A 24,078-nucleotide genomic window follows, 5' to 3' on the forward strand; every position below is an offset into this window, starting at 1 on the left:
GGGATCGAGTGTTGCGTTCATAGACGACGCTTTAGGGGCCATAGGTCTTGGAGAATCAAAAGTGGAACGTATAAAAGCATATTAGCGGGCTCGCTTGGCGGCCTGCACGGCAACCTCCAAGCCGTTTAAGAACTCAGATCGGTCTGTCTTGGAAAAGGGCCGGGGGCCACCGGTGATTTCGCCGGTTTCGCGCAAGGTCTGCATCAGTTCGCGGTTGGCCAATGCCATGCCGATGGCATTTTGTGTAAAGCGCTCGCCATTGGGTTTGATGGCTAAGGCGCTGACCTCTAAACAGCGCGCAGCCAGCGGGATGTCGTTGGTGACGCAAATGTCGGCGGCTTGGATGTTGTCGGCAATCCAGTCGTCCGCTGCATCGGGGCCACTGGGCACGATGTGCAGAGAGATCAGCGGATTTTGACGCGGGCGAATGCCGCCGTCCGACACCATGATGACTTTGAGTTGGTGACGTGTCGCCACGCGCTCGACTTCGTCCTTGACCGGACAGGCGTCGGCATCGACGTAGATGGTGGGTTTAACGGTCATGGGATGGGCTCAAATATTTGGCGGCTTCTTCGTTGGTGGCGAAGCGCAGGTTTGCCGTGCGGGCGGTGGCGGGGATGTTCGTGATCTCAATCCGGTACGGGACCGTTCCTCCGGGCTTCAACATGGTTTGTTTAAGCCCGGTGGTTTGGGTGAGAAGGACTTTGCCCCCGCCGTCCACAAGCTCTATGAGCATCGGAGGGACTGCAACGTCTAGGGTGGTGATGTTATCGATCCGGCCGGAAAAGATGAAAAAATCCATGCCGTTGCGGATTTCGCGTTGCGGAGGTTGTTTGTGGATAGCCAAGCCCTGCCCAGGATCATTGTCGGCCCCGGTCAGCGCCTCCATCTTTTTGGCGAAATTGGCGCCGAATTTCCAGGTTGATTGGACTTCAGCGTTGTAGACAAGACCGACAAAGGCCAACACGACGAACCAAAATGGGATCAGCAGCTTGAGCATAAGACCAGCGCGATTGTCGTTACGGGCGCGCGGGCGAAGGACGCTCCGGCGGCGATGCGCCTGCCCCACTAAGGTCTTGGTCTCAGCGGACCCATTGGGGGCCTCGTTGGTGTCGTGAAAGTCTTCGACGCTCATCAACGATGTGGGGACGGGGTGCGCATCGTCTTCGTCCCAAGAACCGTCTTCTCGCATGTGGTTGCGTTCGTCATCGACAAGGGAGGTTGGGGCGTCGTGGGTGCGATCGGTGCCATAGATACGGTCTAAGTCTGCTTCCGTGACGACCTGTGCCTCACCCAGTTCAATGGTGGGACCTCCTAGGGGCGGTGTCGGGGGCTTATTGGTTGTCACCTTCGGCACCGCCAGCGGCGGCTTCTTCTTCACTTAAGAAACGTAAGTTTGCCGTGCGCGCCGTGGCCGGGGCGTTTTCGACTTCGATCTTATAAGGGATGCTTTCGCCCGGGCCCAACTGGTCTTTGGCCAGCGTTTCCGTTTGGCGGCGAATGATTTTGTTTGCCCCGTTGATGATTTCCAGATGCAGTGGTGGCACCATGATCGGCTGTTCGGTGATGTTTTGGATGGTGCCTTGGAAGATAAAGATATCAACACCGTCGCGCACTTCGCGCTGCGGGTTCGATTTGTTGATGGCTAAGCCTTCGCCGGGTTCGACATCCTCTAAGAGGGCATAGAGCCCTTTTGCATCCGGGTACATGTCGATGATCATGTCCTTCATCGCGATGCCACCGCCGGCAATGGCGATGAACAGAACGGCGAAGGTGATGCCGATGATTTTGCCTGCGGACGATTTCTTTTCGGGCTTGGCAATTTTGAATTGCGGCTTGCCCATGGGAATTTCGTCGTCATCCGGTTCCATCAGCGGTTCGCTCAGGCTGTCGGGAATCGGGTCTTGGTCTTCGTCCTCGATGCCCAGATCGGAAATGTCGATGGTTTCGGCTTGGTCCTCATCGATGTTGTCGAGCATATTTGCGACCGGATCGGGGTCGTCGTCGGAATCGAACAAATTGTCCAAATCGTCTTGAGACAGATCAGCGTCCGGTTCGGGCTCTGGCTCTGGTTCCGGTTCGGGCTCCGGCATGGGCTCGGGTTCGGGCTCCGGTTCCGGGAAAGGTTCCGGTTCGGGCTCGGGTTCGGGCTCCGGCATAGGTGGTGGCGGCGGCGGTGGTGCGGGCTGCGGATCGGCCATCACAGGTGCGGGTTGCACCGGTTGAGGCGGCGGCGGCGGGGGTTCGGGGAACGTAACGTGTTGTTCGCGAACCTCAACCGAATGGACCACGGATTGCTGCCATGTGTAGCCACAGCGGTTACAACGCATCATGGACCCCGTTGGCGCAATCGCCCCGGGCTTAATGTCGTAATGCGTTCCGCAGTTTGGACAGGTAATAATCATCGCAGCACAATCTGTAATAACCTCTAACCTTTATAGGTGGTTAGAGGGGGTAAGGCAAGCCAACCCTCACCCTGGTTATGGACTTCTTAAGCCTGCTCGTGCCATCGTATGGCCCACAGGCGATTCGCACCTTATATTGTGCCAAAAAGTATTAAGGAATTCCTCCTTTGGAAATGGACCCGTCCGTCCCCATTGCGCGATTTGAAAACGTCGGCTTGCGCTACGGCCTTGGGCCGGAGGTGCTGCAAGACGTGAGTTTCGAGCTCAGTCCCGGATCTTACCACTTTTTGGTGGGGCCTTCGGGGGCAGGCAAATCGTCCCTGTTGAAGCTTATGTACCTGGCGCACCGCCCCTCTCGGGGCTTGGTCAATTTGTTTGGCTGCGAAATCGCCACGGCCACGCGCGCCGAATTGCCCGCTTTGCGCCGTTCCATCGGCGTGGTGTTTCAGGAATATCGCCTGCTGGACCACCTTTCCACCTTTGACAATGTCGCGTTGCCGCTGCGTGTGGCTGGGTTTAAAGAAACCGATATACGCCGTCATGTGGAAGAATTGCTGGTTTGGGTCGGCCTCAAAGACCATATGAGCGCGCGCCCCCCGACCTTGTCGGGCGGTCAAAAGCAGCGTGCTTCCATTGCGCGCGCCGTGATCGCGCGTCCGCGCTTGCTGATGGCGGATGAGCCCACCGGTAATGTGGACGACCGCATGGGCTATCGTTTGATGCACTTGTTTGATGAACTCAACAAGCTGGGCACGACCGTGGTGGTCGCGACCCATAACGAATCCATGGTGCGTGAGCTGGGCCATCCGGTGATGCGTCTTGAGAAAGGCAGCCTCACCATCACGCCGGGAACCAAGTCTGGGGGTGCGTCTTGATGTTTTCGCGCCGCACCGATTTGCCGTTGGATCAAGATTCGCTCAGCCGCTTTTTGCCGTGGCTGATTGCTTTCATGGTGTTTTTGGCCGCCATGGCGCAGTCGGGCCTGATTGCCCTAGATGAGCTGGCCCGGCGTTGGGACACCGGCATGGCGGCAACGCTGACCGTGCAAATTCCGGCCGATCCCAATGGATCCCAAGCCGACAACGCACGGCGTTTGCAGCGCGCCATGAACTTGATTTCCCAAACCCGCGGTGTGGTCAGCGCCGAAGTGGTCAGCGAAGCCAAGGTCCTCAAATTGCTGAGCCCGTGGCTTGGCCAAGTCAACGCCACCGACGTTCCGTTGCCGCGCTTGATCGATGTGGAAACGGATGCGGAAGCTGGGCTCGACATTCGGGTGTTGGAACAATCGCTCACCCGCGCCATCAAGGGCGCACAGGTGGACGATCATGGCATTTGGCTGGCGCGCTTGATTCAGATGGTGCGGTCCCTGGAAGCGTTCGCGGCCTCTGTCTTGGGGCTGATTTTATTGGCGGCGACGGGCACCGTTGTGTTTACCACGCGCACGGGTCTGACCGTTCACCGCGAAGCCATTGAAGTGTTGCACCTGACCGGCGCGCAGGACAGTTATATCGCTAAACAGTTCGCTGGGCGGGCCTGGGCCATGGGGCTCAAGGGCGGCTTGATCGGTATTGTTTTGGCGGTGCCGACATTGATTTTTTTGGGATATGTTGCAGATCGGCTGGAGGCGGGTATGCTGCCCGATATGTCCATGCCGCTGGCGGGCTGGATCGCGCTGGGGGTATTGCCGTTGGCTGCGGGACTGGTCGCCGGGCTGACGGCGCGCATCACCGTGATGCGGACCTTAAAGAGGATGATTTGAGATGACCCGCCCCCCGTTTCGACGCCGCGCACAACACACCATATCCCGCATCGGCGGGGCCTTGATTTTGCTGGCGGGCATTTGGGGTGCGGGTTTGTTTAAGTACGCCGACGCCATCCCCACCCAAGTGGACGACACCACCACCAAGACCGACGCCATCGTTGTGCTCACGGGAGGCAGTGGGCGGCTGGACGAAGGTTTAAAGCTGCTCAATGAGGGCGCGGCTGAAAAGCTCTATATCTCCGGTGTGTATAAAGGCGTTGATATGCGTGCCTTGTTGGAGCATTACCGCCAAAACCCGGACGAGCTGAATTGCTGTGTCAGCATCGGGTACGCCGAAGACACCATCGCCAACGCCACCGAAACCCACGACTGGGTGGAACAAAACAACATTCAAAGCGTGCGCTTGGTGACGTCGGGCTATCACATGCCGCGTTCGGTCTTGGAGTTCAACCACGCCATGGCGGATATGGAGCTGGTCGAACATCCCGTGTTCCCCCCCCACGTGAAACAAGATCAATGGTGGGCGTGGCCCGGAACCACGGGATTGATCGTTGGCGAATACAATAAGTTTCTTTTGGCCTGGGTTCGCCATAAGATCATGGCGTTGTTCCATAAGTAAGAGATCTCCCCGTATATGCTGCTCACCACCATCCGTTCGATTATTTACAACCTGACGTTTTTTATCGGCGGCTGCGTGATGTCGGTCGTCATGCTGCCGACTTTGCTGTTGTCGCGCTCAAAGGTGCAAGGCGCGCTCGCCGGCTGGTCTGGGTTGGTGTATTGGGGATTGCGCAACATCATCGGTCTGAGGTGGGAGGTACGCGGCCTGGAAAACCTGCCCGATGAACCGTGCGTCTTTGCGTGCAAACATCAAAGCGCTTGGGAGACGGGGATCTTCTATCACATCTCTCAAGACCCGGCGTACATCTTGAAAAAAGAGCTTCTGTCCATACCGCTTTTTGGTTGGTATTTGACCCGTTCCGGCGCCATCGCCATCGACCGTAAAGCGGGGGCATCGGCCTTGAAGGGCATGGTGAACGGTTCCAAGGCCCGCATAGCGCGGGGCCAAAACGTGGTGATCTTTCCCGAAGGCACACGCTCGGCCCCCGGTAAACCCGGAACTTATCATCCCGGTGTGGCGGCCATTTATAAAGGCGTGGATGCACCGTTGGTTCCCGTGGCCCTGAACTCGGGCCTGTTTTGGCAGCGCCGCAGCTTTTTGAAACGCCCCGGTGTTATCACCGTCGAAATCTTGCCGCCCATCGAAAAGGGGCTTGATCGCAAGACGTTTATGAAGACCTTGCAGGCCAATATCGAAGACGGCTCCAACCGCTTGATCGACGAGGCCCGCGCGATTTATCCCCTCGCTTTGCCGGCACCGAAAGACGATAACGGCGAGAGTTCTTAACCCGTCTCAACATTCCATAGCAACGCATTGAAACTGCCACTCTTTTACCCTGTGGATAAAGTAGTGGATTTTTCTGCTCGGGTATTTGTCGGTTTGTCCACATCCCCCTGGGGATAAGCGGTGCACGAAATAGGATAGCTTGTGCGTGCGCTCATGCGTCCAATGTGTAGGATGCAGCCTCAAGACTTCGTTCTCCGTCCGTCGAAGAGAAACAAAGAGAGAACATTTCTTGACCAAAGCCCGTTCGGGGCGTACACTTAGGGGATCAACGACATAGAAACATCTTATGTTTCAATAGGTTGACAAAACCCGGCTCCGGTTGGGCGCGGCTGCGTCCGGTTTGGGGCCGCAGGTGTGCGTTTCCATCGATAGAACGCCGAGTTTAAGCAGGAGCAACCCCCGCCATGGTGCCGCAAACGCCAATGCTTCCCATCTCCCAACACATTTGGGACATGAAATACCGCCTCAAAGGCGCGGATGGGCGAGCTGTGGACAAATCCATCGACGACACGTGGCGTCGTGTGGCTAAGGCCTTGTCTTTGGGTGAGATTGAGGCCACCGAGTGGGAGCAGCAGTTCTACGAAATCATGGCCGATTTCAAGTTTTTGCCGGCCGGGCGCATCATCGCCGGCGCGGGGGTGGAACGCAACGTCACCCTGTTCAATTGCTTCGTCATGGGCGACATCCCCGATTCCATGGGCGGCATTTTCGACCAGCTCAAAGAAGCCGCACTGACCATGCAACAAGGCGGCGGCATCGGTTACGATTTTTCCTCGCTCCGCCCACGCGGGGCCGAGGTGAAAAAGATCGGCGCGGATGCGTCGGGACCCCTGTCGTTCATGGACGTGTGGGACAGCATGTGCCGCACCATTATGTCCGCCGGATCTCGTCGGGGTGCGATGATGGGTGTGATGCGCTGCGACCATCCCGACATCGAAGCCTTCATCGAAGCCAAACAAGAACCGGGGCGGCTGCGCATGTTCAACCTGTCGGTCTTGGTTACCGACGATTTCATGGACGCGGTTAAAGCGGACGAAAGCTGGGACTTGGCGTTTGACGGCGAAGTCTACAAGACGCTTCCCGCGCGCGATCTGTGGGATCAGATCATGCGCGCGACCTATGCGTATGCAGAGCCGGGGGTGATCTTTATCGATCGCATCAACCGCCTCAATAATCTCAATTACTGCGAAACCATCCACGCCACCAATCCTTGCGTGACGGCAGACACTTGGGTGCAGACGTCCGCAGGCCCGCGTCAGGTGGGCCAGCTTGTCGGCACGCGCTTTGAAGCCCTCGTCGATGGTGAGCCGCATGCAACCGCGGACGCAGGTTTTTTCTCTACGGGAACAAAAGACGTTTTGCGACTGGTGACGTGTGACGGTCATGCTTTGCGCCTGACGTCGAATCACTTAGTGCGCAGGGTTAAGCACAAAACCCGTGATGTTCTGGAAACGGCTTGGGTCGAAGCTGGGCAACTTGTTCCAGGTGATGAAGTGATGTTGCACGACCACCGCGGTGCAGAAGGCTGGGCCGGAACCGGCACCCAGGGCCAAGGCTACTTGTTGGGCCAGTTGGTCGGCGATGGTGTTCTCAAAGAAGACAAAGCTGTGTTGAGTGTGTGGATGCCCCCTTTAGCGGTCAATGGCGGTGGCAACGGTGCACCGGGCGTCCATGCAGTGATGGATGCCACCTTGGAAGCTGTCAAAGAGTTTCCCACGCGGGCTGATTTCCAGGGATGGTCCGAGGTCCCCGGGCGCAACGAATTCCGTTTGAGCTTTGCGGGCCTGCAGGCTTTGGCGTTCGACTTCGGCATGTCCCCGGGCAATAAAGTAGTTGGGCCTAAGGTCGAAGCGACCTCATCCGTTTTCCATATGGGTTTCTTGCGCGGCTTTTTCGACGCCGATGGTTCGGTCCAAGGTACGCAAAACAAAGGTGTGAGCGTCCGCTTGGCCCAAAGCGCCCTGGACAGATTGCAAGCTGTGCAACGCATGTTGTTGCGCCTGGGCATCAGCTCCACAATCTATCAAGACCGCCGCCCTGCCGGGCCGCGCGCCCTGCCGGACGGTCAAGGGGGACTTCGCGACTACGACTGTGCCGCTCAGCATGAGCTGGTGATTTCCGGCGAAAACTTGGGCGTCTTCCAAGACCGTGTCGGGTTTGCCGACACCGAAAAAATGGCGAAGCTTGACGCCGCATTATCCAGCTACAAACGGGCTTTGAACCGAGAACGTTTTATCACTGAGGTTCAAGATATTGCTGCCGACGGGCAAGAAGAAGTCTTCGACGTTCAAGTGCCGGGCAAAAATGCTTTCGACGCCAATGGGCTCTATGTGCACAACTGTGGTGAACAGCCGCTGCCGCCTTATGGGGCGTGCTTGTTGGGTTCGGTCAACTTGGCGCGCATGGTCAACGATCCGTTCACCGACGTTGCCGACATCGACATTCCGTCTTTGGCGCGCTTGGTCAAAACCGCCGTGCGCATGATGGACAACGTCATTGACGTGTCGCGCTTTCCCCTAGAAGAACAACAAAACGAAGCCCGCGCCAAACGCCGCATCGGCTTGGGCGTAACGGGTCTGGCCGACGCTTTGATCATGTGCAATGCACGCTATGGGTCGGCGCGTGCGGTGACATTGACCGAGACCTGGATGAAAGCCATTGAGCGCGCTGCTTATCTGGCGTCGACCGAGCTCGCCCGCGAAAAAGGGCCGTTCCCGCTGTTCGACGGTGAAAAATATTTAGGCGGCGAAATGATCCAGGGCTTGGACACGGACGTGCAAGAGGCCGTGCGCGACTACGGCATTCGCAACGCGCTGATCACGTCTATTGCGCCTACGGGCACCATCTCGTTGTTTGCCGACAATGTGTCCAGCGGACTGGAACCGGTGTTCAGCTTCAAATACACCCGCCACGTTTTGCAGCCCGACGGCTCGCGCAAAGAAGAAGAGGTCGCGGACTACGCGTATCGCATGTTCAAAAAGCTGCGCGGCGAAAACGCAACCCTCACCGACGCGTTTGTGGACGCCCAAAGCCTCAGCCCCAAAGACCACTTGGTGATGCAGGCGGCGGTGCAGAAATATGTGGATAGCTCGATATCTAAAACCATCAACTGCCCCGAAGAAATCAGCTTCGACGCGTTCAAAGACATCTACATGGAAGCTTATGATTTGGGTCTCAAGGGCTGCACCACGTACCGCCCCAACGATGTGACGGGCGCTGTGTTGGAGGTCAAGGGCGACAAAAAATCCAAGGCCAAAGAACCCGAACAGCCGAGCCTGCCGTTCGACAAACCCGCCGCCCAAGTCAAACCCAAAGACGAAGGCGACAGCGGCGCCATCCACCGCATGTTCGAACCCCTGGAACGCCCGGAATTCTTGAAAGGCCACACCTACAAGCTCAACTGGCCGGAAAGCGAGCACGCGCTCTACGTCACCATTAACGATTTCTTGGACGATGGCCGCGAACGCCCGTTTGAAGTCTTCATCAACTCCAAAAATATGGAGCACTACGCCTGGACGGTGGCTCTGTGCCGCATGATCTCCGCCGTGTTCCGCCGGGGTGGGGATGTGTCGTTCGTGGTGGAAGAGCTGAAAAACGTGTTCGATCCCCGCGGCGGCCACTGGGTCGGCGGCAAGTACGTGCCGTCTTTGTTGGCGGCTTTGGGCGAAGTGATCGAACGCCACATGATCGCCATCGGGTTCCTCAAAACCGACGACGGCTTCAACGACACGGAATCCGAAGCCCAAGTGGTGAACCTCAACGCCGCCCCGTCTGCGGGAGAGGGCGAAGACGACCACCCCCACAATCGCGGCATGCGCTTCTGCCCCAAATGCAACCAACCGGGCCTAATCCAACAGTCCGGGTGTGACACGTGTTTGGAGTGCGGGTATTCGAAGTGCGGGTAAACCCCAATAGTCCGAATAATGATTTTGCCGTAATCTAGTCCCAACAAAAAGGGGAGTAGAAGACATGAACTTTTTCGTGAAGGTTGGTGCTGGGGTCGCCGTGGCGCTGTTGATTGCGGGCGCGGTTGAAGCTGCCCCCATGCGGTCAGACGGTATTCACACCCAAGACTGGATGAAGTCCGACAGCTTCTTGGATTTGAAAGAAGATCTGACCGAGGCCCTGGATGCGGGCCGGGATCTGGTCATTATCTTTGAACAGCCCGGCTGTGGTGCGTGCAAACGGTTGCATGAGGTTAACTTTGTCGAGCCCGCGTTGGTCAAAACCATCACAGAAAATTTTGATGTGTTGCAGATCAATCTCTACGGCAATGTCACCGTCACCGACTTTGACGGCGAAGAGCTGAGCGAGGGCGACTTCGCCATTAAGCACCGCGTCAACTTCACCCCCACCACCATGTTCATCGGTGAGGACGGCAAAGAGGTCTTCCGCCTGCCCGGCTATTTCAAACCGTATTATTACCAAAGCGGCTTTGAATTCGTCATGGACGGCGCCCCGCAAGAAGGCCAGGTGTTCCCCCGTTGGCTCAAAGCCAAACGCGCCAAATCCACCACCGAATGAATCCATCCCTAGAACTGAACAGTTCATTTGTAGGGATGGCAAGCGCGACTGCGCGCCGGCGCTTATGCGCCGTGAGCCAAGGGTTTCGCAGAAACTCGCCCGGCGTTTGAGGGGCATAAGGCAAAGCCTTAACTCAATCCACTCATAAACAGCAGGGCGCCAACCAGCAAAAACAGCCCCAATCCCACCATGGCGATGCCAAACCCGAAGTAGACGGCTTGGACCACCTTGGGCGGTTGTTGAACAGCCATGTGTTTGAGCTGGTCGGTGGCTTCCAAGCGCCCGATCCAGTTTGGGTGTTCGTCGCGCATGTGCTCGACGTCGGCGGCCCCGTGGAATACATGGTCGGACAGGGGGAAGGCGCGCGGGCGGTAGCTCTCAATAAAGAAGTGCACCACGAAGATATGCGCCATGGCCAGCAGCGCTTCGATTTTGTGCACCCAACGCGCCACGTTTAAAATCCAGCCGTCCAGATACTGAGCGGCCACCACCGGGTCGAACATGACAAGACCGGTCACGCCGACAATGATTGTTCCCCACCACAGAGCCCAATAGTCGAACTTTTGCCACCACGCCCAGCGGTCGAACGCCGGGTGTTCGGCGCGGCCCACCAGCCATTTGAGGTGATGCCAAAAGGCACGAAAGTCGGACAAGCGCCACACCAGGCTGTCGGGGCTTTTCAAGCTGCCCGGCTGGGTCCAGTCCACCTGTTGCAGGATGTAGACAATGTGCACCACAAACAACAGCATGAGGCTCAGCCCAACCACCCGGTGCAAGGCGATGGCGTTTTTGTAATCGCCAAAGACGGCGACCAAGGTCTGGCCGAACGGGGTTTCAATGAACATCCACGACAGCCCCGTTACCGACAGCGCCATGAAGCACAGGGCGAGTAAGGTGTGGAACATGCGCTCAGCCAAGGAAAAGCGTTCAACCCGCATCATGTCGGCGTTGGCGACGGGGTCAACCACGCGCGTTTTGCCAAAGGCCATGCGGATTTCTTTGACCGCCCAAAGGGCGACATACGGTGCAAACACCAAAAAAACCGTGCCCGCCAAAGCCACCATGGTCCAAGCGGCATAAAACAAGGCGGGGAAGTCGTTTTGGGTTTCGGTCACAAAGGGGCTGGGTTCGTGAATGACGTAACTGCCCATGGCCGCCGTGGCCCCCTTGTGACAGCGGGCACAGACCTTTTCAGCACGGTGGTCCGCAAACATGGTGGCGGCTGGGTTGCGGATGCCTGCGATGGGGCGCGAAATGTGACAGGTCTTGCACTTTACCGATGTGCGCGCGTAGTGCAGGTTTTTGTCCTGGCCCTCATGACACGACAGGCAATAGCGCGCATTGGCGAATCCCGGCACATCTTTGTGCACGTCGGGCAAGACCGAGTTTTTGCGCACCGGACCGTTGCCGGGACCGAGGCGCTGCCACAAAGTACGCTCTGTCTGGGGGTTGGGCACGAACAGTTCAGGCGCGTTGGGGTTTTCGCCGGGCGCGTGTTGCGCGCGGGCGGGGAAGACTGCCAGAAACAGGGCCACCACGAAGAGGGGGGTCAGTCTAAGCATCCCGTCGCACCTTTCTCCCCATAGGAGATGGCGTTTCGACGGGCCAGGTTCAACACTTCATGAAGGTCCGGGTCGTGCAGCCCCAGTTCATTGATGTGCTCAATGGTGTTGGTGAGGTATTCCAGCGCGGTTCCGTTTTTGCCAATGCCCCGCGCAACCAAGCATGCTTGCTGATCGTAGGAAAGCTCACCGGCGAATTGTTCGTGGTCGCGGATGACAACAAAGGTATAGGCTTCGACTTCGCGGCCATCCTTGAGCGTCACGTTGACAAATTCCGACGTATAGACCCGTGTAACTTTTTCGCGCTCATCAAGATATTTGACCGTTTCGGGGATCAAGTCGGCGTGCACGCGAAACGTCAGGCCGCAACAGCTGCCGCCCTCGTCCAGGCCCAGAACCAAGCCCGGATTACCCGGCGTGCCGCGATAGATGGTGGACAACACGCACAGGGATCTGTGGTAACCTTCGACCTCACCCGGTACGACTTCCAAGTGTTCAAAGCCCGGGTTCCACATGAGCGAGCCATAAGCGAAGACCCATAAGTCGTCGCCGCTGGTAAAATTGGGGTGGGTGAGGTTTGTCATGAGAGAGAGGTTAACGCCTCCGTTTCAAACTCTCAACGGTTCCCTAACCAGTTTTAAGCTATAAAATCGCGTTTCTTAAGATCGATTCGGAGTTTCCAGATGCCCCGGCGTCCAACGTCCCAACGCTATGCCCGCCAAGCCCCCGGCCGCCGTCCGGCCAGGGGAGGGCAAAATACTGGGCATACGTACGACCACCCGGCGCTGCACTACCAAAAGCCCACGGGGTTGAAACGCTTTCAGTTTTTGGTTTCCATCATTGCGGCGGTGGCCATTGCGTTTGGGCTCTGGTCGTTCGTGTGGTACGCCGCCCAAGCCTGGGTCAAGACCGAGGTCATCAACTGGATCGGCGATCAACGCCGCCATGGTGCAGAGGTCGCTTATGACACGCTTGAAACGACGGGCTTCCCGTCGACCATCACGGTGACCTTATCCCAGCCCAAATACAAAGGCCGTCTGTTTGCACACCAAGTACAGTGGAGCTCCGATGCGGTGAAGTTCATCGCCAAGCCCTGGGCGCCGTGGAACTTTGAGCTGGTGGGCGATGGTCGGCACAGTTTGGCGCTTTTGGATGAAGGGCTGAGCTGGCGGGGCGAAGCCAAGGGCCTGTCTGCCATGGCGGATTTGGGTGATCGCTGGCCTGAAAACTTGGACTTCGCGGTGTCGGGGCTGGTCTTGCAAGGCAGCACCAACATCCAGATGCAAAGCCTGCGCATTCAGGCCGCGCACAATCCCGACGCCCAACGCGGTGGCACGGGCTTGGATGTGCAAGTGTCGGGCATGGGGTTAAACGTTCCAGGCGCGCTGCCCGCGCCCTTGTCGTCGTTCATTGACGTGTTGGAGCTGGATGCCCGTGTGACCGGTTCGGTGCAGCCGGGGACGCTGGAAAACAGCTTGCCCAATTGGCAGGAAAGCGGCGGTGTGGTGGAACTGGACCGCTTGAAGTTCCGCTCCGACCCGATTGCTTTCGCGGCGGGCGGCAAGATGTCGTTGACCAAGGAAATGCAGCCCCAGGGTCAAGCCATGGCGAAAATCCAAGGCCTGTTTCAGATGTTGGAAATTCTGCGCGCCAAGGGTGTGATGAGCGACGGTGAAATGGTGGTCGCGACCATGGGGCTGGCGGCTATGGCCAAACGTCCCAAAAATGGTGGGGCACCAGAGGTCAATCTCGCCATCAAAGTCGAAGACGGGACGTTGAGCTTAGGCCCCTTGAAGGTCATGAAGATGCCCACCGTTGACTGGGGCTTTGTACCGGATGCGCTCAAACCCCCGCCAAATCCCAAGCCGGAACCGAAAAAGCCCAGATTCGGACCTGCGCCGACGGTGTTTTAAGCGTCTTCTTCATCCGGTTTGACGTCCGGCGTGTGCTGTTTGGCGTCGATGATGGACCGGCGCACGGCTTGGGCGCGGCCAAAGGTCGTTTCCATAAAATCGCCGTCGCCTTTGCGGATGGCGCGTTGCAACTGGGTCAAGTCTTCGGTGAAGCGGCCCAAAACATCCAGCACGGCGTCACGGTTGTTCAAGAAAATATCGCGCCACATCACCGGATCGCCTGCAGCAATCCGGGTGAAATCGCGAAAGCCCGAAGCCGAGTATTGAATGACTTCTTGTTTGATTTCATCCGCCAACTGATCTGCGGTGTCGACGATGGAAAACGCGATCAAGTGGGGCAAGTGTGAGGTGATGGCCAACACTCGATCGTGATGATCAGGGCTCATGACTTCCACATCTGCGCCCACGCCTTGCCACAGCTGCTTCACTTTAGCGATGGCGTCTGCATCTGTGCCGTCCTCGGGCGTTAAGATGGTCCAGCGGCCAGGGAACAGTTCGGCAAAGCCCGCTTCGGGGCCGGAATTTTCCGTACCCGCAATGGGGTGTCCGGGAATCAAGTGTGCGTGGTCGGGCAGATGCGGCTTCAAATCTTTGATGGCAGATGATTTGACCGAGCCCACGTCGGAGACAATCGCGCCCGGTTTCAGCGCGTCGTGAATGGACTTTGCCACACCTTCGTAAGCCCCCATGGGCGTGCAGACCATAACCAAGTCGGCGTCTTGCACGGCCTGGGCGGCGTCCAGTGAATAGCTGTCGCTAAGGCCCAGGTCTTGCGCCTTGGACAAGGTCTCAGCACGGCGGGTCGAGACGGCAATATGCCCCGCAAGGCCATGCTTTTTCATGGCGAGTGCCAAGCTTGACCCGATGAGGCCGATGCCAATCAAAGCGACACGGTCAAACAGGGGCGTGCTCATGCTTCGCCCTCCACAAAGGCTTTGATGGAAGCGATGAACAGCTCCATTTCGTCTGCAGCACCGATGGACACCCGCAGGCTGTCCGGCAAGCCATAGCTTGTCATGCGCCGCACGATGATGCCGCGTTCGCGCAGATAAGCGTCCACGGCTTCGGCGCGTTCGGGTGTGCCAAAGCGCGCCAAAATAAAGTTCGCGACACTTTGGGTGGTCTCAATGCCCAAATCGTTCAGTGCGGCTTGGGTCTTGTCCACCCAGTCCAAGGTGTGGCACACACTTTTGTCTTGGAAAGCGGTGTCTTTGAGGGAGGCAACGCCTGCGGCTTGTCCCACGGCGCCGACGTTAAACGGTCCGCGCACGCGGTTCATCACATCGGCGATTTCGGACGGGAAATAGCCCCAGCCCACGCGCAACCCGCCCAGGGCAAAGAGTTTCGAAAACGTGCGCGTCATCACGGTGTTTTGTCCGGCGTTGACCAGCTCAACCCCAGCTGCGTAGTCGTTGCGGTTGACGAACTCGGCATAGGCCGCGTCGATCACCAACAACACGTCTTCGGGCAGGCCCGCGCGCAAGGCTTCCAATTCAGACAGGCTCAAGTACGTGCCGGTCGGATTGTTGGGGTTGGCGACAAAGACGATGCGGGTTTTGTCCGTCACCGCGTCCAGCAGGTTTTCCACGTCCGTGCGCAAATCCGTTTCCGGGGCTTTGACAGGTGTGGCCCCTGCGGCTTTGGCGGCGATGGGATACATCAAAAAGCCGTGTTCGGAATACAGAACCTCATCCCCCGGTCCGGCGTAAGAGTACGTCAGCAGGCTGATCAGTTCGTCCGAGCCCGCACCACATACAATGCGGTCCGCGTCCAGATCGAACCGCTCGGCAATGGCTTGGCGTAGCGCCGTTGCGCCACCATCGGGGTAGCGGTGGGTGTCTTTTGCGGCGGCTTGGATGGCTTCAACGGCTTTGGGCGACGGGCCGAACGCACCTTCGTTGGACGACAGTTTGAGAATGCGGTCCACGCCTTTGATTTTGGATTCACCGCCGACATAGGCCGCGATGTCCAAAACGCCGGGGCGTGGTGGAATGGTGTTGCTCATGACGCCTCCTCAGCCCAGTTCTTCTGCGCTGACAGGGGTGGCGTAGCCGCCGATGGAGACGGCAAACTCAACCACGTCGTCGAACCCTTCGGTGATTTTTTTCAACCGTTCGTCGTTTGGCGCGACAAAATCGTCCACTTCGACCAAGACTTGCCAAATGCTCGGGCGGCTTTCGTCGTGGGATACGGTGGTGAACACCATGTTGAGCCCCAATTCGGCCAAGCCGGCTTTGAGCTGGCTGGGGGCGAGCTGGGTGGAGGTTTCCAGCACGATGTAGGTGCGGTCGCGCCCGGTGGGCTCTTGTGCAACCGGGGAAATGACCAGGGCTTCAAGCTCGGAAGGCCGTGCGTTCGCGCCCGGCACAAACGGCAGGCGTGCGATCACACGGGGCACATCCGGGCCTTCAAACGCCATGCGCCGCCACCACGGGTCGGTTTCGTGGCGCGCGGGCAACGGGACGATGCCGACGGTGACCTCTTGGCGCTGCACCGCTTCGATGATGCGCCGGGTCGACGGGAACGGGGTCATGGGTGTGAAGCTGCCGTACTGGTCGCGGGCCAAGTCCCAAAAGCTGTCGCCGTCTTCGTCCATGAACACGCCCGCAGAAAACGGGCCTTCCATGCCAAGGGTCGCGACAATCAGCTCACGCCAAATGCGGAACAGTTCACGCTTGGGGAACTTTCCTTGGTGTTGGTCGAAGAGACGATAGATGATTTCGGCTTCCCGCTCAGGGCGGATTTTCACCGTGTCGTCCTGCTTGTATGCGCGCACTTCTTCAATCAACTTGGTGCGGTTCATCAGCAGTTCGTGAATCTGATCGTCAATGGCGTCGATATCGCGCCGGATTTCCGATAAGTCGCGGCCCATGAATATGTCCTAAATTTAAGAAATCTTAGGGTGGCGAAAGTAAAGAGAAAGTGCACAGAAATCAAAGAAAACATTGACACATTTCGTCGTCGCCCATAGCTATGGGGGCTCTGAAAGATAGATTAGGGATCCGTTATACCGATGAGCGGCGAAGACGCCATCACCAAAAGCGCCCAAAAGGCCTATGAGCCGGGCACTTGGACTTTGCCGGGCCACCGTGTGTGTTTGGCCAAGGACGAGCCTTTGTGCCTGGATAATGGCGACGAGATGAAGGACGTTCACGTCGCCTACCATACCTGGGGAGAGCTGAACGCGGAAAAGTCCAACGCGATCTTGGTCTGTCACGCGCTCACGGGCGATCAGTACATGGTCGAAGACCACCCCATTACGGGTAAAGAAGGTTGGTGGAAAGAGGTCGTCGGCCCTGGAAAAGTGATCGACACGGACCGCTACTTTGTTATTTGTTCCAATATCTTGGGCGGATGCATGGGGACTACGGGGCCACAAGACATCAACCCCGAAACGGGCAAGGAATGGGGCCTGGATTTCCCCGTGATCACCATCGGCGACATGGTGCGTGCGCAAAAACTGCTGATTGAGCATTTGGGCATTGAGCAGCTGTTCGCCGTCGTGGGCGGGTCCATGGGCGGCATGCAGGTGCTGGAATGGGCGTGCCGCTATCCAGACAACGTCTTTGCCGCCGTGCCCATTGCGTCGGCGGCCAAACATTCCGCGCAAAACATCGCCTTTAACGAAGTTGGCCGCCAAGCCATTATGTCCGATCCCGACTGGTGCCGGGGTGATTATCATCAGTACGACCTGCACCCGCATCGCGGCTTGGCCGTGGCGCGTATGGCCGCGCACATCACCTATTTGTCCGAAACCGCCCTGACGCGCAAATTTGGCCGCAACCTGCAAGACCGCGATGACCTGTCCTATGGATTTGGTGCGGATTTTCAGGTGGAAAGCTATTTGCGCCACCAAGGCAGCACCTTTGTGGACCGCTTCGACGCCAACGCGTATCTGTTCATCACGCGCGCCATGGATTATTTCGACATCGGGCTCAACGCAGGCGGGACCTTGACCAAAGCGTTCAAGGACACGCCGGTGCGCTTTTTGGTCATGTCGTTCACGTCGGACTGGCTCTATCCCACCCGTGACAGCCGGGAAATTGTGCACGCCTTGAACGCCGGCCTCGCCAACGTCAGCTTTGTCGAGATTGAATCGGACAAAGGCCACGACGCCTTTTTGTTGGACGAGCCGGAATTTCACAACGTCTTCGAAGGCTTCTTGGAAGGCTGCGCGGAACATCGTGGATTGCAAAGGAAAGCACCATGATGAACCCAGCTGACCCCAAATCCATTCGCGTCGATCTGCAGCGTATTGCCGATATGATCGAGCCCAATACCCGCGTGCTCGACGTCGGTTGCGGCAATGGCGATTTGTTGGAATACCTGTGGCGCTTCAAACAAATCGACGGGCGCGGCATCGAAATCAGCACCCAAGGTGTGCAGGCCTGCGTTTCTGCGGGGCTCAGCGTTGTGCAAGGCGACGTGGAAACGGATTTAAAAGACTATCCCGACCAAGCCTTCGACTACGTGATCTTGAGCCAAACCCTGCAGGCGATGATGGCGCCCCGCGAAGTCTTGACCGAAATGCTGCGCATTGGGGAGCGCGCCATCGTGTCGCTGCCGAACTTCGCCTATTGGCGCTTGCGCATGTATGTGCTGTTTAAAGGCCGCATGCCGATCTCAGAAAAGCTGCCCTATGAATGGTACGACACGCCCAACATCCACTTCTGCACCATCCGCGACTTTGTCGCGTTGGTGGACGACATGGGCCTGACCATTGAACAAAGCCTGTTCTTAGACGACGAAGGCACGTCGCGCACCATCGGCAAAGGGGTGGCGATGGCCAACTTCTTTGGTGAGCAAGGCGTGTTTTTGCTGAGTAAATAAGGCGAGCCCATGAAGGTATATCTTGCCGGACCAGACGTGTTTCTCCCCGACGCCAAAGCCTATGGCGAGGCGCTGAAGGCCAAATGCGCCGCCGCCGGACTGGTGGGCGTGTTCCCCTTGGACGCCGGACTGGACCTAAGTGGACTGTCTAAAAAAGACGCTGCTGATAAAATTTATCAGGCCAATTTAGCCCAAATCGCCGATTGCGACGCGGTGCTCGCCAACATGACCCCCTTTCGCGGCGTCAACATGGACACGGGAACGGCGTTTGAAATGGGCTATGGCTTAGGCCTCGGCAAGCGCGTCGTGGGCTATACGGCGGACCCGTCGAAGTATCTGGATCGCGTCAAGGCGAACCTCCTCGTCATCCAAGACGTCGACGGCCAAACCTGGGACGCCGACGGTCTGCTGGTGGAAGACTTCGACGTGCCGGATAATTTGATGATGGTGTGCGCGGTGGAGGCGGTTTTTGGGTCTTTTGATGAGGCGGTGGGGTATCTTAAAGCCGAGCGCTAAAGCCTTCTACCTTTTCTCAGTGTCATGGCCGGACTTGATCCGGCCATCCACGTCTCTTTCAAATCGCAGCATAAGACGTGGATACCCGGGTCAAGCCCGGGCATGACGATGTGAGAGTTCGTCGCTTCGCGTCTCGCAATGACGCAGTCCCCTTAATCGCAGACATCTCCCCCTCACCCTCCCAACGCTAACGCGCCGGGCCCCTCCCTCCCCCTCATGGGGAGGGCATAGCTCAGAGCGCTTCGCGTATTGCCTCCCTCTCCTCCCATAGGGGGGAGAGGGCCGGGGTGAGGGGGGCGTTTCGACAACCGGAGACATATGAAGGTGCGAAATGGCTTTGTCGCTTGTGCAGCGCCGAAATCAATTTTGAGTCTCAACCCCCAGCACATTGTCATGCCCGGACTTGATCCGGGCATCCACGTGTTCCAGAGCACGTGGGGATAAAGACATGGATAGCCGGGTCAAGCCCGGCCATGACATATGAGGGAGAAAGACCACAGGCAGGATTGAAATTAATTTGTTCTGCCCCCCCCTGACCCTATTGATCAGTTGAAATCGTAAACAGGGATTGGCATCAATCTATAACGTGAAGAAACATTGCTGGACGACTCTCTGCTAGCTTCTTAATATCTATACGATATTCAGGAGTGCTAAGGCATGTATGACGACAGTGGCCGTGAAGAATTAAAAGATAAAAAGTTCACACAAGATGTTGAGAATGAAAGCATTCCGAACAAGTATTATCATCGTCTAGTCGCTAAACAGAAAACGTTCAAAAATATCAATTTTAAGTTTTGCATTTTTGATAATGCCTATCTGCGAAAATGTGTTTTTGAAAATTGTGACTTCACAGGCTGCAAATTTGTAAACAGCAACCTTGTTGGCTCATCCTTCGAAGGATGCAAGTTTGACTACGCCACTTTTGACAAGACCCTGATCGAAAATGTGGTCTTGAATTCAAGTTGTCCTGATCGTGATAACCTTAAATTGAAATTCGCCAGATCCTTAAGGCTAAATTACCAGCAGCTGGGTGATGCGACGTCTGCAAACAAGGCTATGAATGTAGAGTTAGCAGCGACGAGAAGGCATCATTGGAATGCTTGGTGCGCAAATGATCAGTATCACCGTTCAAAGTATAAAGGCGTAGGGCGTCTGAAAGCCTTTTGGGATTGGCTTGTTTTCGTATCCTTAGATGCAATTTGGGGGAATGGCGAGAGCCTTTTAAAGCTGATAAGAGCCGCCTTCGTCGTTTTGCTTATCATCACGATTTTCGAAGTTTGCCAGTCACCAGATGCCAATAAAATTTCGAGTTATTGGGAGGGCTTAATCACTTCGCCGCAAATATTTTTAGGGGTAATTGACCCTGTCTACATTTCTGATGCTGGGCAAACGGCAATCTACTTTGTCAGGTTGGTGATGTTTGCCTTCTTTATGTCCATAACAATCAAACGCTTTAACCGGAGATAGGCATGCACATTTATGCTTTTGGTTCGGTTTGTAGAGGTGACATTGATCCAAGCTCAGATGTTGATCTCCTCGCGCTTGTTGATGGGCATGATGATAGATTTGACCAGTTCACGTACTCGATATACTCATACGAGCGAATTAAAGAGCTTTGGGGTGAAGGAAATCCATTTGCTTGGCATTTATCCCTCGAATCAAAGCTGATATTTGCATCTGATGAAAATGACTTTCTGGGGCAGTTGGGGGAACCAGCGCCTTACCTTGATGGTCATAATGAGTGCAAAAAATTCTATGATATTTTTAAGCAGGCTGTTGCCTCCTTCTCCACATCTGACGCCTCGAGGATTTTTGATCTATCTTCAGTATTCTTGGCAATCAGGAACTTTGCAACGTGTTACTCTCTAAGCCAAGGTAATGCAGTGACATTTTCTAGAAACTCTGCTTTAGAACTGGGCACGTCTTCCCTGTCGGTTGACCAAGATATTTATGATATATTGAAGCGTTCTCAGATTTTATGCACGCGAGCATATGGGGTGATACTTAGTGAAGAAGAGATGAGCTTCACGCAACAAGCATTTCCTGCAATTGAAGATTGGATGTTGAAGCTACTAAAAGAGTTTGAGGTTTAATATGACTGAGTTTGCAAATCGCATAGACACACAACGGGATATTCTCAAATCAGTTAATAGTTTTGATTGGGAAAATGAGCCTTTGATGAGTCTTACGCAAAAATCCATAGACCGTTGGTCGAGTGCAAATGGTATGAACTCTGAAACAGCTTTGGTAAAACTGCTTGTAGCTACTTCGAAAAAACTCTTCTTTTTGGCAAATAAAAGTCAGGAACAGATTACTCAAGAGTACGAGGAGCTTTCCCTGGAAGTCACGGAATTACACGAACAAATTAGTTCGGAGATCAACAAGGACTACGCTTAATTGATCTCTTCGCATCGAGGGGCTCAGAATAAATTGACGAGATTACCGCTTCAAACCCCGATGCGCCCGATTGGTCGATCCCGGCGGCGCCAGCGCAAACGCCCGTCGTGTCTGCCGTTCCCCCGCCATTTGCCCCGCGTAGATTTCTTTCGCCGCTTCAATAATCACCACGCCGCCGAACGCGGGGAAGAAGCGGCGGCCGATTTGTTCGAACGCGGGGGCGGAGCCCAGCATTAGTCTTGTGCTTGACGGTGGCATATACAGCCCCACTTGGGAGCGCACTGGGGTGAACATGTTGTCGCGCAGCAAGCGACTGAGCTGTGCTGGCGAGTAGGGTTGGCCGTGGGCGAAGGGGCTCATTTCCATGCGGGCCCAGAGACCGCGCCGATTGGGCGCCACGATCAACAAGCGCCCGCTTTCCGTCATCACCCGCCAGGCTTCGCGCAGCATGTGACGCAGGCGTTCGGTGCTCTCAATGGCGTGCACCATCAGCACCCGGTCCATGGACAAGTCAGCAAACGGCAGCTCTTTTTCTTGGACCAATGTGGTGAGGCCCGGCTCTGACGGGGGCCAGTGAAGTACGCCTTGGCGCGCGGGCATGGCGGCGACGGTGCGTTGGGCTTCATGGCGGAACAGGCCTAGGTACGGCGTGGGGTAGCCAATGCCCAAAACGTTCTGGCCGGAGACGTCGGGCCACATTTGGCGCAGGTTGTTGCGCACCATGCGCTGCGCCACACGCCCGCAAGGCGTGGCGTAAAACTCCCGAAGGTCAACGGCATCCATCCACATAATCAACAGTTTAGGGACTTATGCACGCTCACAAAAGTGAAATTAATGATGCGCTATAGTGTCATGATGCTAATCTAGCGTCCTCTTGCTTCAACAAAGGACTACGCCATGAGTGATATGGCCATCATGCAAATTCCGGTTTTGTCGGACAACTACATCTATTTAATCCACGACCAAGTGAGCAAAACCACGGCCTGTGTCGATCCAGCCGTGGCCGCTCCGGTTATAGAAGCCGCCGAAGAACAGGGCTGGCGCATCACCCACGTTTTGGTCACGCACCCCCATTACGACCACACCGACGGTGTGGCGGACATAGTTGAGGCGCACGGGGCAGAGGTTTACGGCTCGCGTCACGACTTCGGCGACATTCCCAAGTGTGATCATGGCGTCGTCGAAGGCGATGAAATCCAGATGGGTCCCTACACGGTGGAGGTCTTGGACGTGCCCGGCCACACCGCGCACCATGTGGCCTATCACATTGCGGATATGGGGGCCGTGTTTGTGGGCGATACTTTGTTTTCGCTGGGCTGTGGCCGTTTGTTCGGCGGGACGGCGGGGCAGATGTGGTCGAGCTTGAAGAAGCTGCGCGAGCTTCCAAGCGAAACCTACGTTTTTTGCGCCCACGAATACACCAACGCCAACGCCGATTTTGCGCTGAGCGTCGATCCCGACAATCCCGATTTAATAGCGCGCGCAGCCGAGGTCTTGGCGTTGCGTCAGCGCGGCGAGCCGACGGTGCCCTCAACTTTGGCCACGGAAATCCGCAGCAATCCCTTTTTGCGCTGTGACTTTCCGGCTTTTAAAGAACACCTCAATATGGCGAACGCGAACAGCGAAGATGTGTTCGCAGAAGTCCGCAAACGGAAGGACAATTTTTAATGAAACTGTTTACCTCGCTGACCTCACCCTTTGGGCGAAAATGCCGCATGGTGGCGCACGTCGCGGGCATTACGGGCCGCGTCGAAGTCGTGGATGTGGACTACAAAGCCCAGTCCTATTTAAAGACCAATCCGCTGGGCAAAGTGCCGGCGCTGCAACGCGACGACGGCACGGTGTTGATCGATTCTCCGGTTATTTGCCAATACTTGTCCAGCCTTGTGGACGGCCAGAAAATCTATCCGGTGAAACAAGAACAGCGTTGGCGTCAACTGTGCCTGGAAGCTTTGGCCGACGGCATTTCCGACGCGGGCATCTTGATTTTCATGGAAAACAAACGTCACGAGGACAAACGTTCCCAAGAGTGGATGGAAGCCCAGGCGAAAAAGATTCATGCGGGTCTCGACGCCGTGGAGCTGGTCGCGGCCGAGTTCGGCGACAGCACCTCCATCGGCGTGTTGGCGTGCGCGGCGGCCATCAGTTGGCTGGAGTTCCGCGAGATCGTCTCGGGCATCCGCACCGCCCGCCCGAACTTGTCGGCGTGGCTGGATGACGTCTCCTTGCGGGATTACATGATCGCCACGGCCCCACCTGCGGACGCTTAGCCCATGCCCAGTTTCTACGGCTATACAGCGGATCAAGTCATCGCGGTGTTGGAGCTGCAGCCTCATCCGGAAGGCGGCTACTTCAAAGAGATCTACCGCGACGCCGTGGCCGACGGCGAACGCGGCACCGTAACGTCCATCTTCTTTTTGTTGGAAGAAGGCCAAGTGTCCCACTGGCACCGGGTGGTGGACGCGGCGGAAGTCTGGTGTTGGCACGCAGGTGCGCCGCTGGAACTGTTGATCCAATCGGACGGTCAACGCCACACACATTACCTGGGCATGGACTTAAACGCCGGCCAACGCCCCCAAGCCGTGGTGCCCGCCGGTGCGTGGCAATCGGCGAAGTCGATCGGCGCGTGGACCTTGGTCGGCTGCCAAGTGGCCCCAGCGTTTGAGTTCGAAAGCTTCGTGCTGGCCGAGCCGGGCTTTGAGCCGGATTAAATTCCCCCCTTCAATTCATAATCCTGAGCGTCATCCCTGCGTAGGCAGGT

General features: G+C 56.7%; 25 protein-coding genes. 16 read left to right on the plus strand and 9 right to left on the minus strand.

Features of this window, described 5'->3' with window-relative positions; translation table 11 throughout:
* Positions 1-81: 81 nt before the first annotated feature.
* From V5T82_RS02250 to V5T82_RS02260, 3 genes are read right to left on the minus strand one after another with little or no spacing between them, the layout of a single operon-like run.
* Positions 82-543 (minus strand): YaiI/YqxD family protein, encoded by a 462-nt coding sequence (locus V5T82_RS02250; protein WP_332893951.1) that lies wholly within the window; start codon positions 541-543, stop codon positions 82-84.
* Positions 533-1,348, minus strand: coding sequence for a hypothetical protein (locus V5T82_RS02255; protein WP_332893952.1), 816 nt, complete (start codon positions 1,346-1,348; stop codon positions 533-535). Before V5T82_RS02255 ends, V5T82_RS02250 begins: the two co-directional genes overlap by 11 nt.
* Positions 1,335-2,405: a zinc-ribbon domain-containing protein gene (locus V5T82_RS02260; protein WP_332893953.1), complete on the minus strand. Its 1,071-nt coding sequence runs from the start codon at positions 2,403-2,405 to the stop codon at positions 1,335-1,337. Before V5T82_RS02260 ends, V5T82_RS02255 begins: the two co-directional genes overlap by 14 nt.
* 173 nt (positions 2,406-2,578) lie before the next feature.
* Here V5T82_RS02260 and ftsE point away from each other — a divergent pair, with 173 nt between their 5' ends.
* The 6 genes from ftsE (at position 2,579) to V5T82_RS02290 (ending at position 10,099) form a co-directional block, all read left to right on the plus strand.
* The gene (gene ftsE / locus V5T82_RS02265; RefSeq protein ID WP_332893954.1) at positions 2,579-3,280 is read left to right on the plus strand and encodes a cell division ATP-binding protein FtsE; all 702 of its coding nucleotides are present in this window, start codon (positions 2,579-2,581) and stop codon (positions 3,278-3,280) included.
* Entirely contained in the window at positions 3,280-4,164 is an 885-nt protein-coding gene (locus tag V5T82_RS02270; protein WP_332893955.1) for a cell division protein FtsX, read from the plus strand. The genes ftsE and V5T82_RS02270 overlap by 1 nt, the downstream gene beginning before the upstream one ends.
* A gap of 1 nt (position 4,165) precedes the next feature.
* Positions 4,166-4,786, plus strand: a complete 621-nt coding sequence (locus V5T82_RS02275; protein ID WP_332893956.1) for a YdcF family protein — start codon at positions 4,166-4,168, stop codon at positions 4,784-4,786.
* A 15-nt stretch (positions 4,787-4,801) separates the two neighbouring features.
* Positions 4,802-5,575, plus strand: a complete 774-nt coding sequence (locus V5T82_RS02280) for a lysophospholipid acyltransferase family protein (RefSeq protein ID WP_332893957.1) — start codon at positions 4,802-4,804, stop codon at positions 5,573-5,575.
* Positions 5,576-5,997: 422 nt separating this feature from the next.
* Entirely contained in the window at positions 5,998-9,480 is a 3,483-nt protein-coding gene (locus V5T82_RS02285) for a ribonucleotide reductase barrel domain-containing protein (RefSeq protein WP_332893958.1), read from the plus strand.
* Positions 9,481-9,544: 64 nt separating this feature from the next.
* On the plus strand, positions 9,545-10,099 hold the full coding sequence (locus V5T82_RS02290) for a thioredoxin family protein (protein ID WP_332893959.1): 555 nt from the start codon (positions 9,545-9,547) through the stop codon (positions 10,097-10,099).
* 128 nt (positions 10,100-10,227) lie between these two features.
* Here V5T82_RS02290 and V5T82_RS02295 read toward each other — a convergent pair whose 3' ends face one another.
* Positions 10,228-11,661, minus strand: a complete 1,434-nt coding sequence (locus V5T82_RS02295) for a cytochrome b/b6 domain-containing protein (protein ID WP_332893960.1) — start codon at positions 11,659-11,661, stop codon at positions 10,228-10,230.
* Entirely contained in the window at positions 11,649-12,245 is a 597-nt protein-coding gene (locus tag V5T82_RS02300; protein ID WP_332893961.1) for a gamma-glutamylcyclotransferase, read from the minus strand. The genes V5T82_RS02295 and V5T82_RS02300 overlap by 13 nt, the downstream gene beginning before the upstream one ends.
* 99 nt (positions 12,246-12,344) lie before the next feature.
* On the opposite strand from V5T82_RS02300, the gene V5T82_RS02305 reads away from it, so the two are divergent.
* Complete coding sequence (locus tag V5T82_RS02305) at positions 12,345-13,574, plus strand: DUF2125 domain-containing protein (RefSeq protein ID WP_332893962.1); 1,230 nt, start codon at positions 12,345-12,347, stop codon at positions 13,572-13,574.
* Here V5T82_RS02305 and V5T82_RS02310 read toward each other — a convergent pair.
* Genes V5T82_RS02310 through V5T82_RS02320 form a run of 3 tightly spaced genes read right to left on the minus strand, consistent with a single transcriptional unit; the run spans position 13,571 to position 16,446 of the window.
* Positions 13,571-14,488: a prephenate/arogenate dehydrogenase family protein gene (locus V5T82_RS02310; RefSeq protein ID WP_332893964.1), complete on the minus strand. Its 918-nt coding sequence runs from the start codon at positions 14,486-14,488 to the stop codon at positions 13,571-13,573. The genes V5T82_RS02305 and V5T82_RS02310 overlap by 4 nt on opposite strands.
* A complete protein-coding gene (gene hisC, locus V5T82_RS02315) occupies positions 14,485-15,579 on the minus strand; it encodes a histidinol-phosphate transaminase (RefSeq protein WP_332893965.1) in 1,095 nt (364 codons plus the stop codon). The genes V5T82_RS02310 and hisC overlap by 4 nt, the downstream gene beginning before the upstream one ends.
* 9 nt (positions 15,580-15,588) lie before the next feature.
* On the minus strand, positions 15,589-16,446 hold the full coding sequence (locus tag V5T82_RS02320; RefSeq protein WP_332893966.1) for a chorismate mutase: 858 nt from the start codon (positions 16,444-16,446) through the stop codon (positions 15,589-15,591).
* A gap of 141 nt (positions 16,447-16,587) precedes the next feature.
* Between V5T82_RS02320 and metX the strand changes: the two genes are divergently transcribed.
* From metX to V5T82_RS02350, 6 genes are all read left to right on the plus strand, one after another.
* Positions 16,588-17,784, plus strand: coding sequence for a homoserine O-acetyltransferase MetX (gene metX / locus V5T82_RS02325; RefSeq protein WP_332893967.1), 1,197 nt, complete (start codon positions 16,588-16,590; stop codon positions 17,782-17,784).
* The gene (metW, locus tag V5T82_RS02330; RefSeq protein WP_442917130.1) at positions 17,784-18,404 is read left to right on the plus strand and encodes a methionine biosynthesis protein MetW; all 621 of its coding nucleotides are present in this window, start codon (positions 17,784-17,786) and stop codon (positions 18,402-18,404) included. Before metX ends, metW begins: the two co-directional genes overlap by 1 nt.
* 9 nt (positions 18,405-18,413) lie before the next feature.
* Positions 18,414-18,920 (plus strand): nucleoside 2-deoxyribosyltransferase, encoded by a 507-nt coding sequence (locus V5T82_RS02335; RefSeq protein ID WP_332893969.1) that lies wholly within the window; start codon positions 18,414-18,416, stop codon positions 18,918-18,920.
* Positions 18,921-19,577: 657 nt separating this feature from the next.
* Complete coding sequence (locus V5T82_RS02340; protein WP_332893970.1) at positions 19,578-20,387, plus strand: pentapeptide repeat-containing protein; 810 nt, start codon at positions 19,578-19,580, stop codon at positions 20,385-20,387.
* A gap of 2 nt (positions 20,388-20,389) precedes the next feature.
* Positions 20,390-21,013, plus strand: a complete 624-nt coding sequence (locus V5T82_RS02345) for a nucleotidyltransferase domain-containing protein (protein ID WP_332893971.1) — start codon at positions 20,390-20,392, stop codon at positions 21,011-21,013.
* Position 21,014: 1 nt separating this feature from the next.
* A complete protein-coding gene (locus tag V5T82_RS02350) occupies positions 21,015-21,317 on the plus strand; it encodes a hypothetical protein (protein WP_332893972.1) in 303 nt (100 codons plus the stop codon).
* 42 nt (positions 21,318-21,359) lie between these two features.
* Here V5T82_RS02350 and V5T82_RS02355 read toward each other — a convergent pair whose 3' ends face one another.
* Complete coding sequence (locus V5T82_RS02355) at positions 21,360-22,100, minus strand: class I SAM-dependent methyltransferase (protein WP_332893973.1); 741 nt, start codon at positions 22,098-22,100, stop codon at positions 21,360-21,362.
* A gap of 114 nt (positions 22,101-22,214) precedes the next feature.
* Between V5T82_RS02355 and gloB the strand changes: the two genes are divergently transcribed.
* The 3 genes from gloB to V5T82_RS02370 are packed head-to-tail and all read left to right on the plus strand — an operon-like array spanning position 22,215 to position 24,028.
* The gene (gloB, locus tag V5T82_RS02360) at positions 22,215-22,985 is read left to right on the plus strand and encodes a hydroxyacylglutathione hydrolase (RefSeq protein WP_332893974.1); all 771 of its coding nucleotides are present in this window, start codon (positions 22,215-22,217) and stop codon (positions 22,983-22,985) included.
* A complete protein-coding gene (locus V5T82_RS02365; RefSeq protein ID WP_332893975.1) occupies positions 22,985-23,587 on the plus strand; it encodes a glutathione S-transferase N-terminal domain-containing protein in 603 nt (200 codons plus the stop codon). Before gloB ends, V5T82_RS02365 begins: the two co-directional genes overlap by 1 nt.
* Positions 23,588-23,590: 3 nt before the next feature.
* Entirely contained in the window at positions 23,591-24,028 is a 438-nt protein-coding gene (locus V5T82_RS02370) for a cupin domain-containing protein (protein WP_332893976.1), read from the plus strand.
* Positions 24,029-24,078 lie beyond the last annotated feature (50 nt).

Origin of the sequence: Magnetovibrio sp. PR-2 (assembly GCF_036689815.1) — a bacterium.
Taxonomy (GTDB): Bacteria; Pseudomonadota; Alphaproteobacteria; order Rhodospirillales; family Magnetovibrionaceae; genus Magnetovibrio.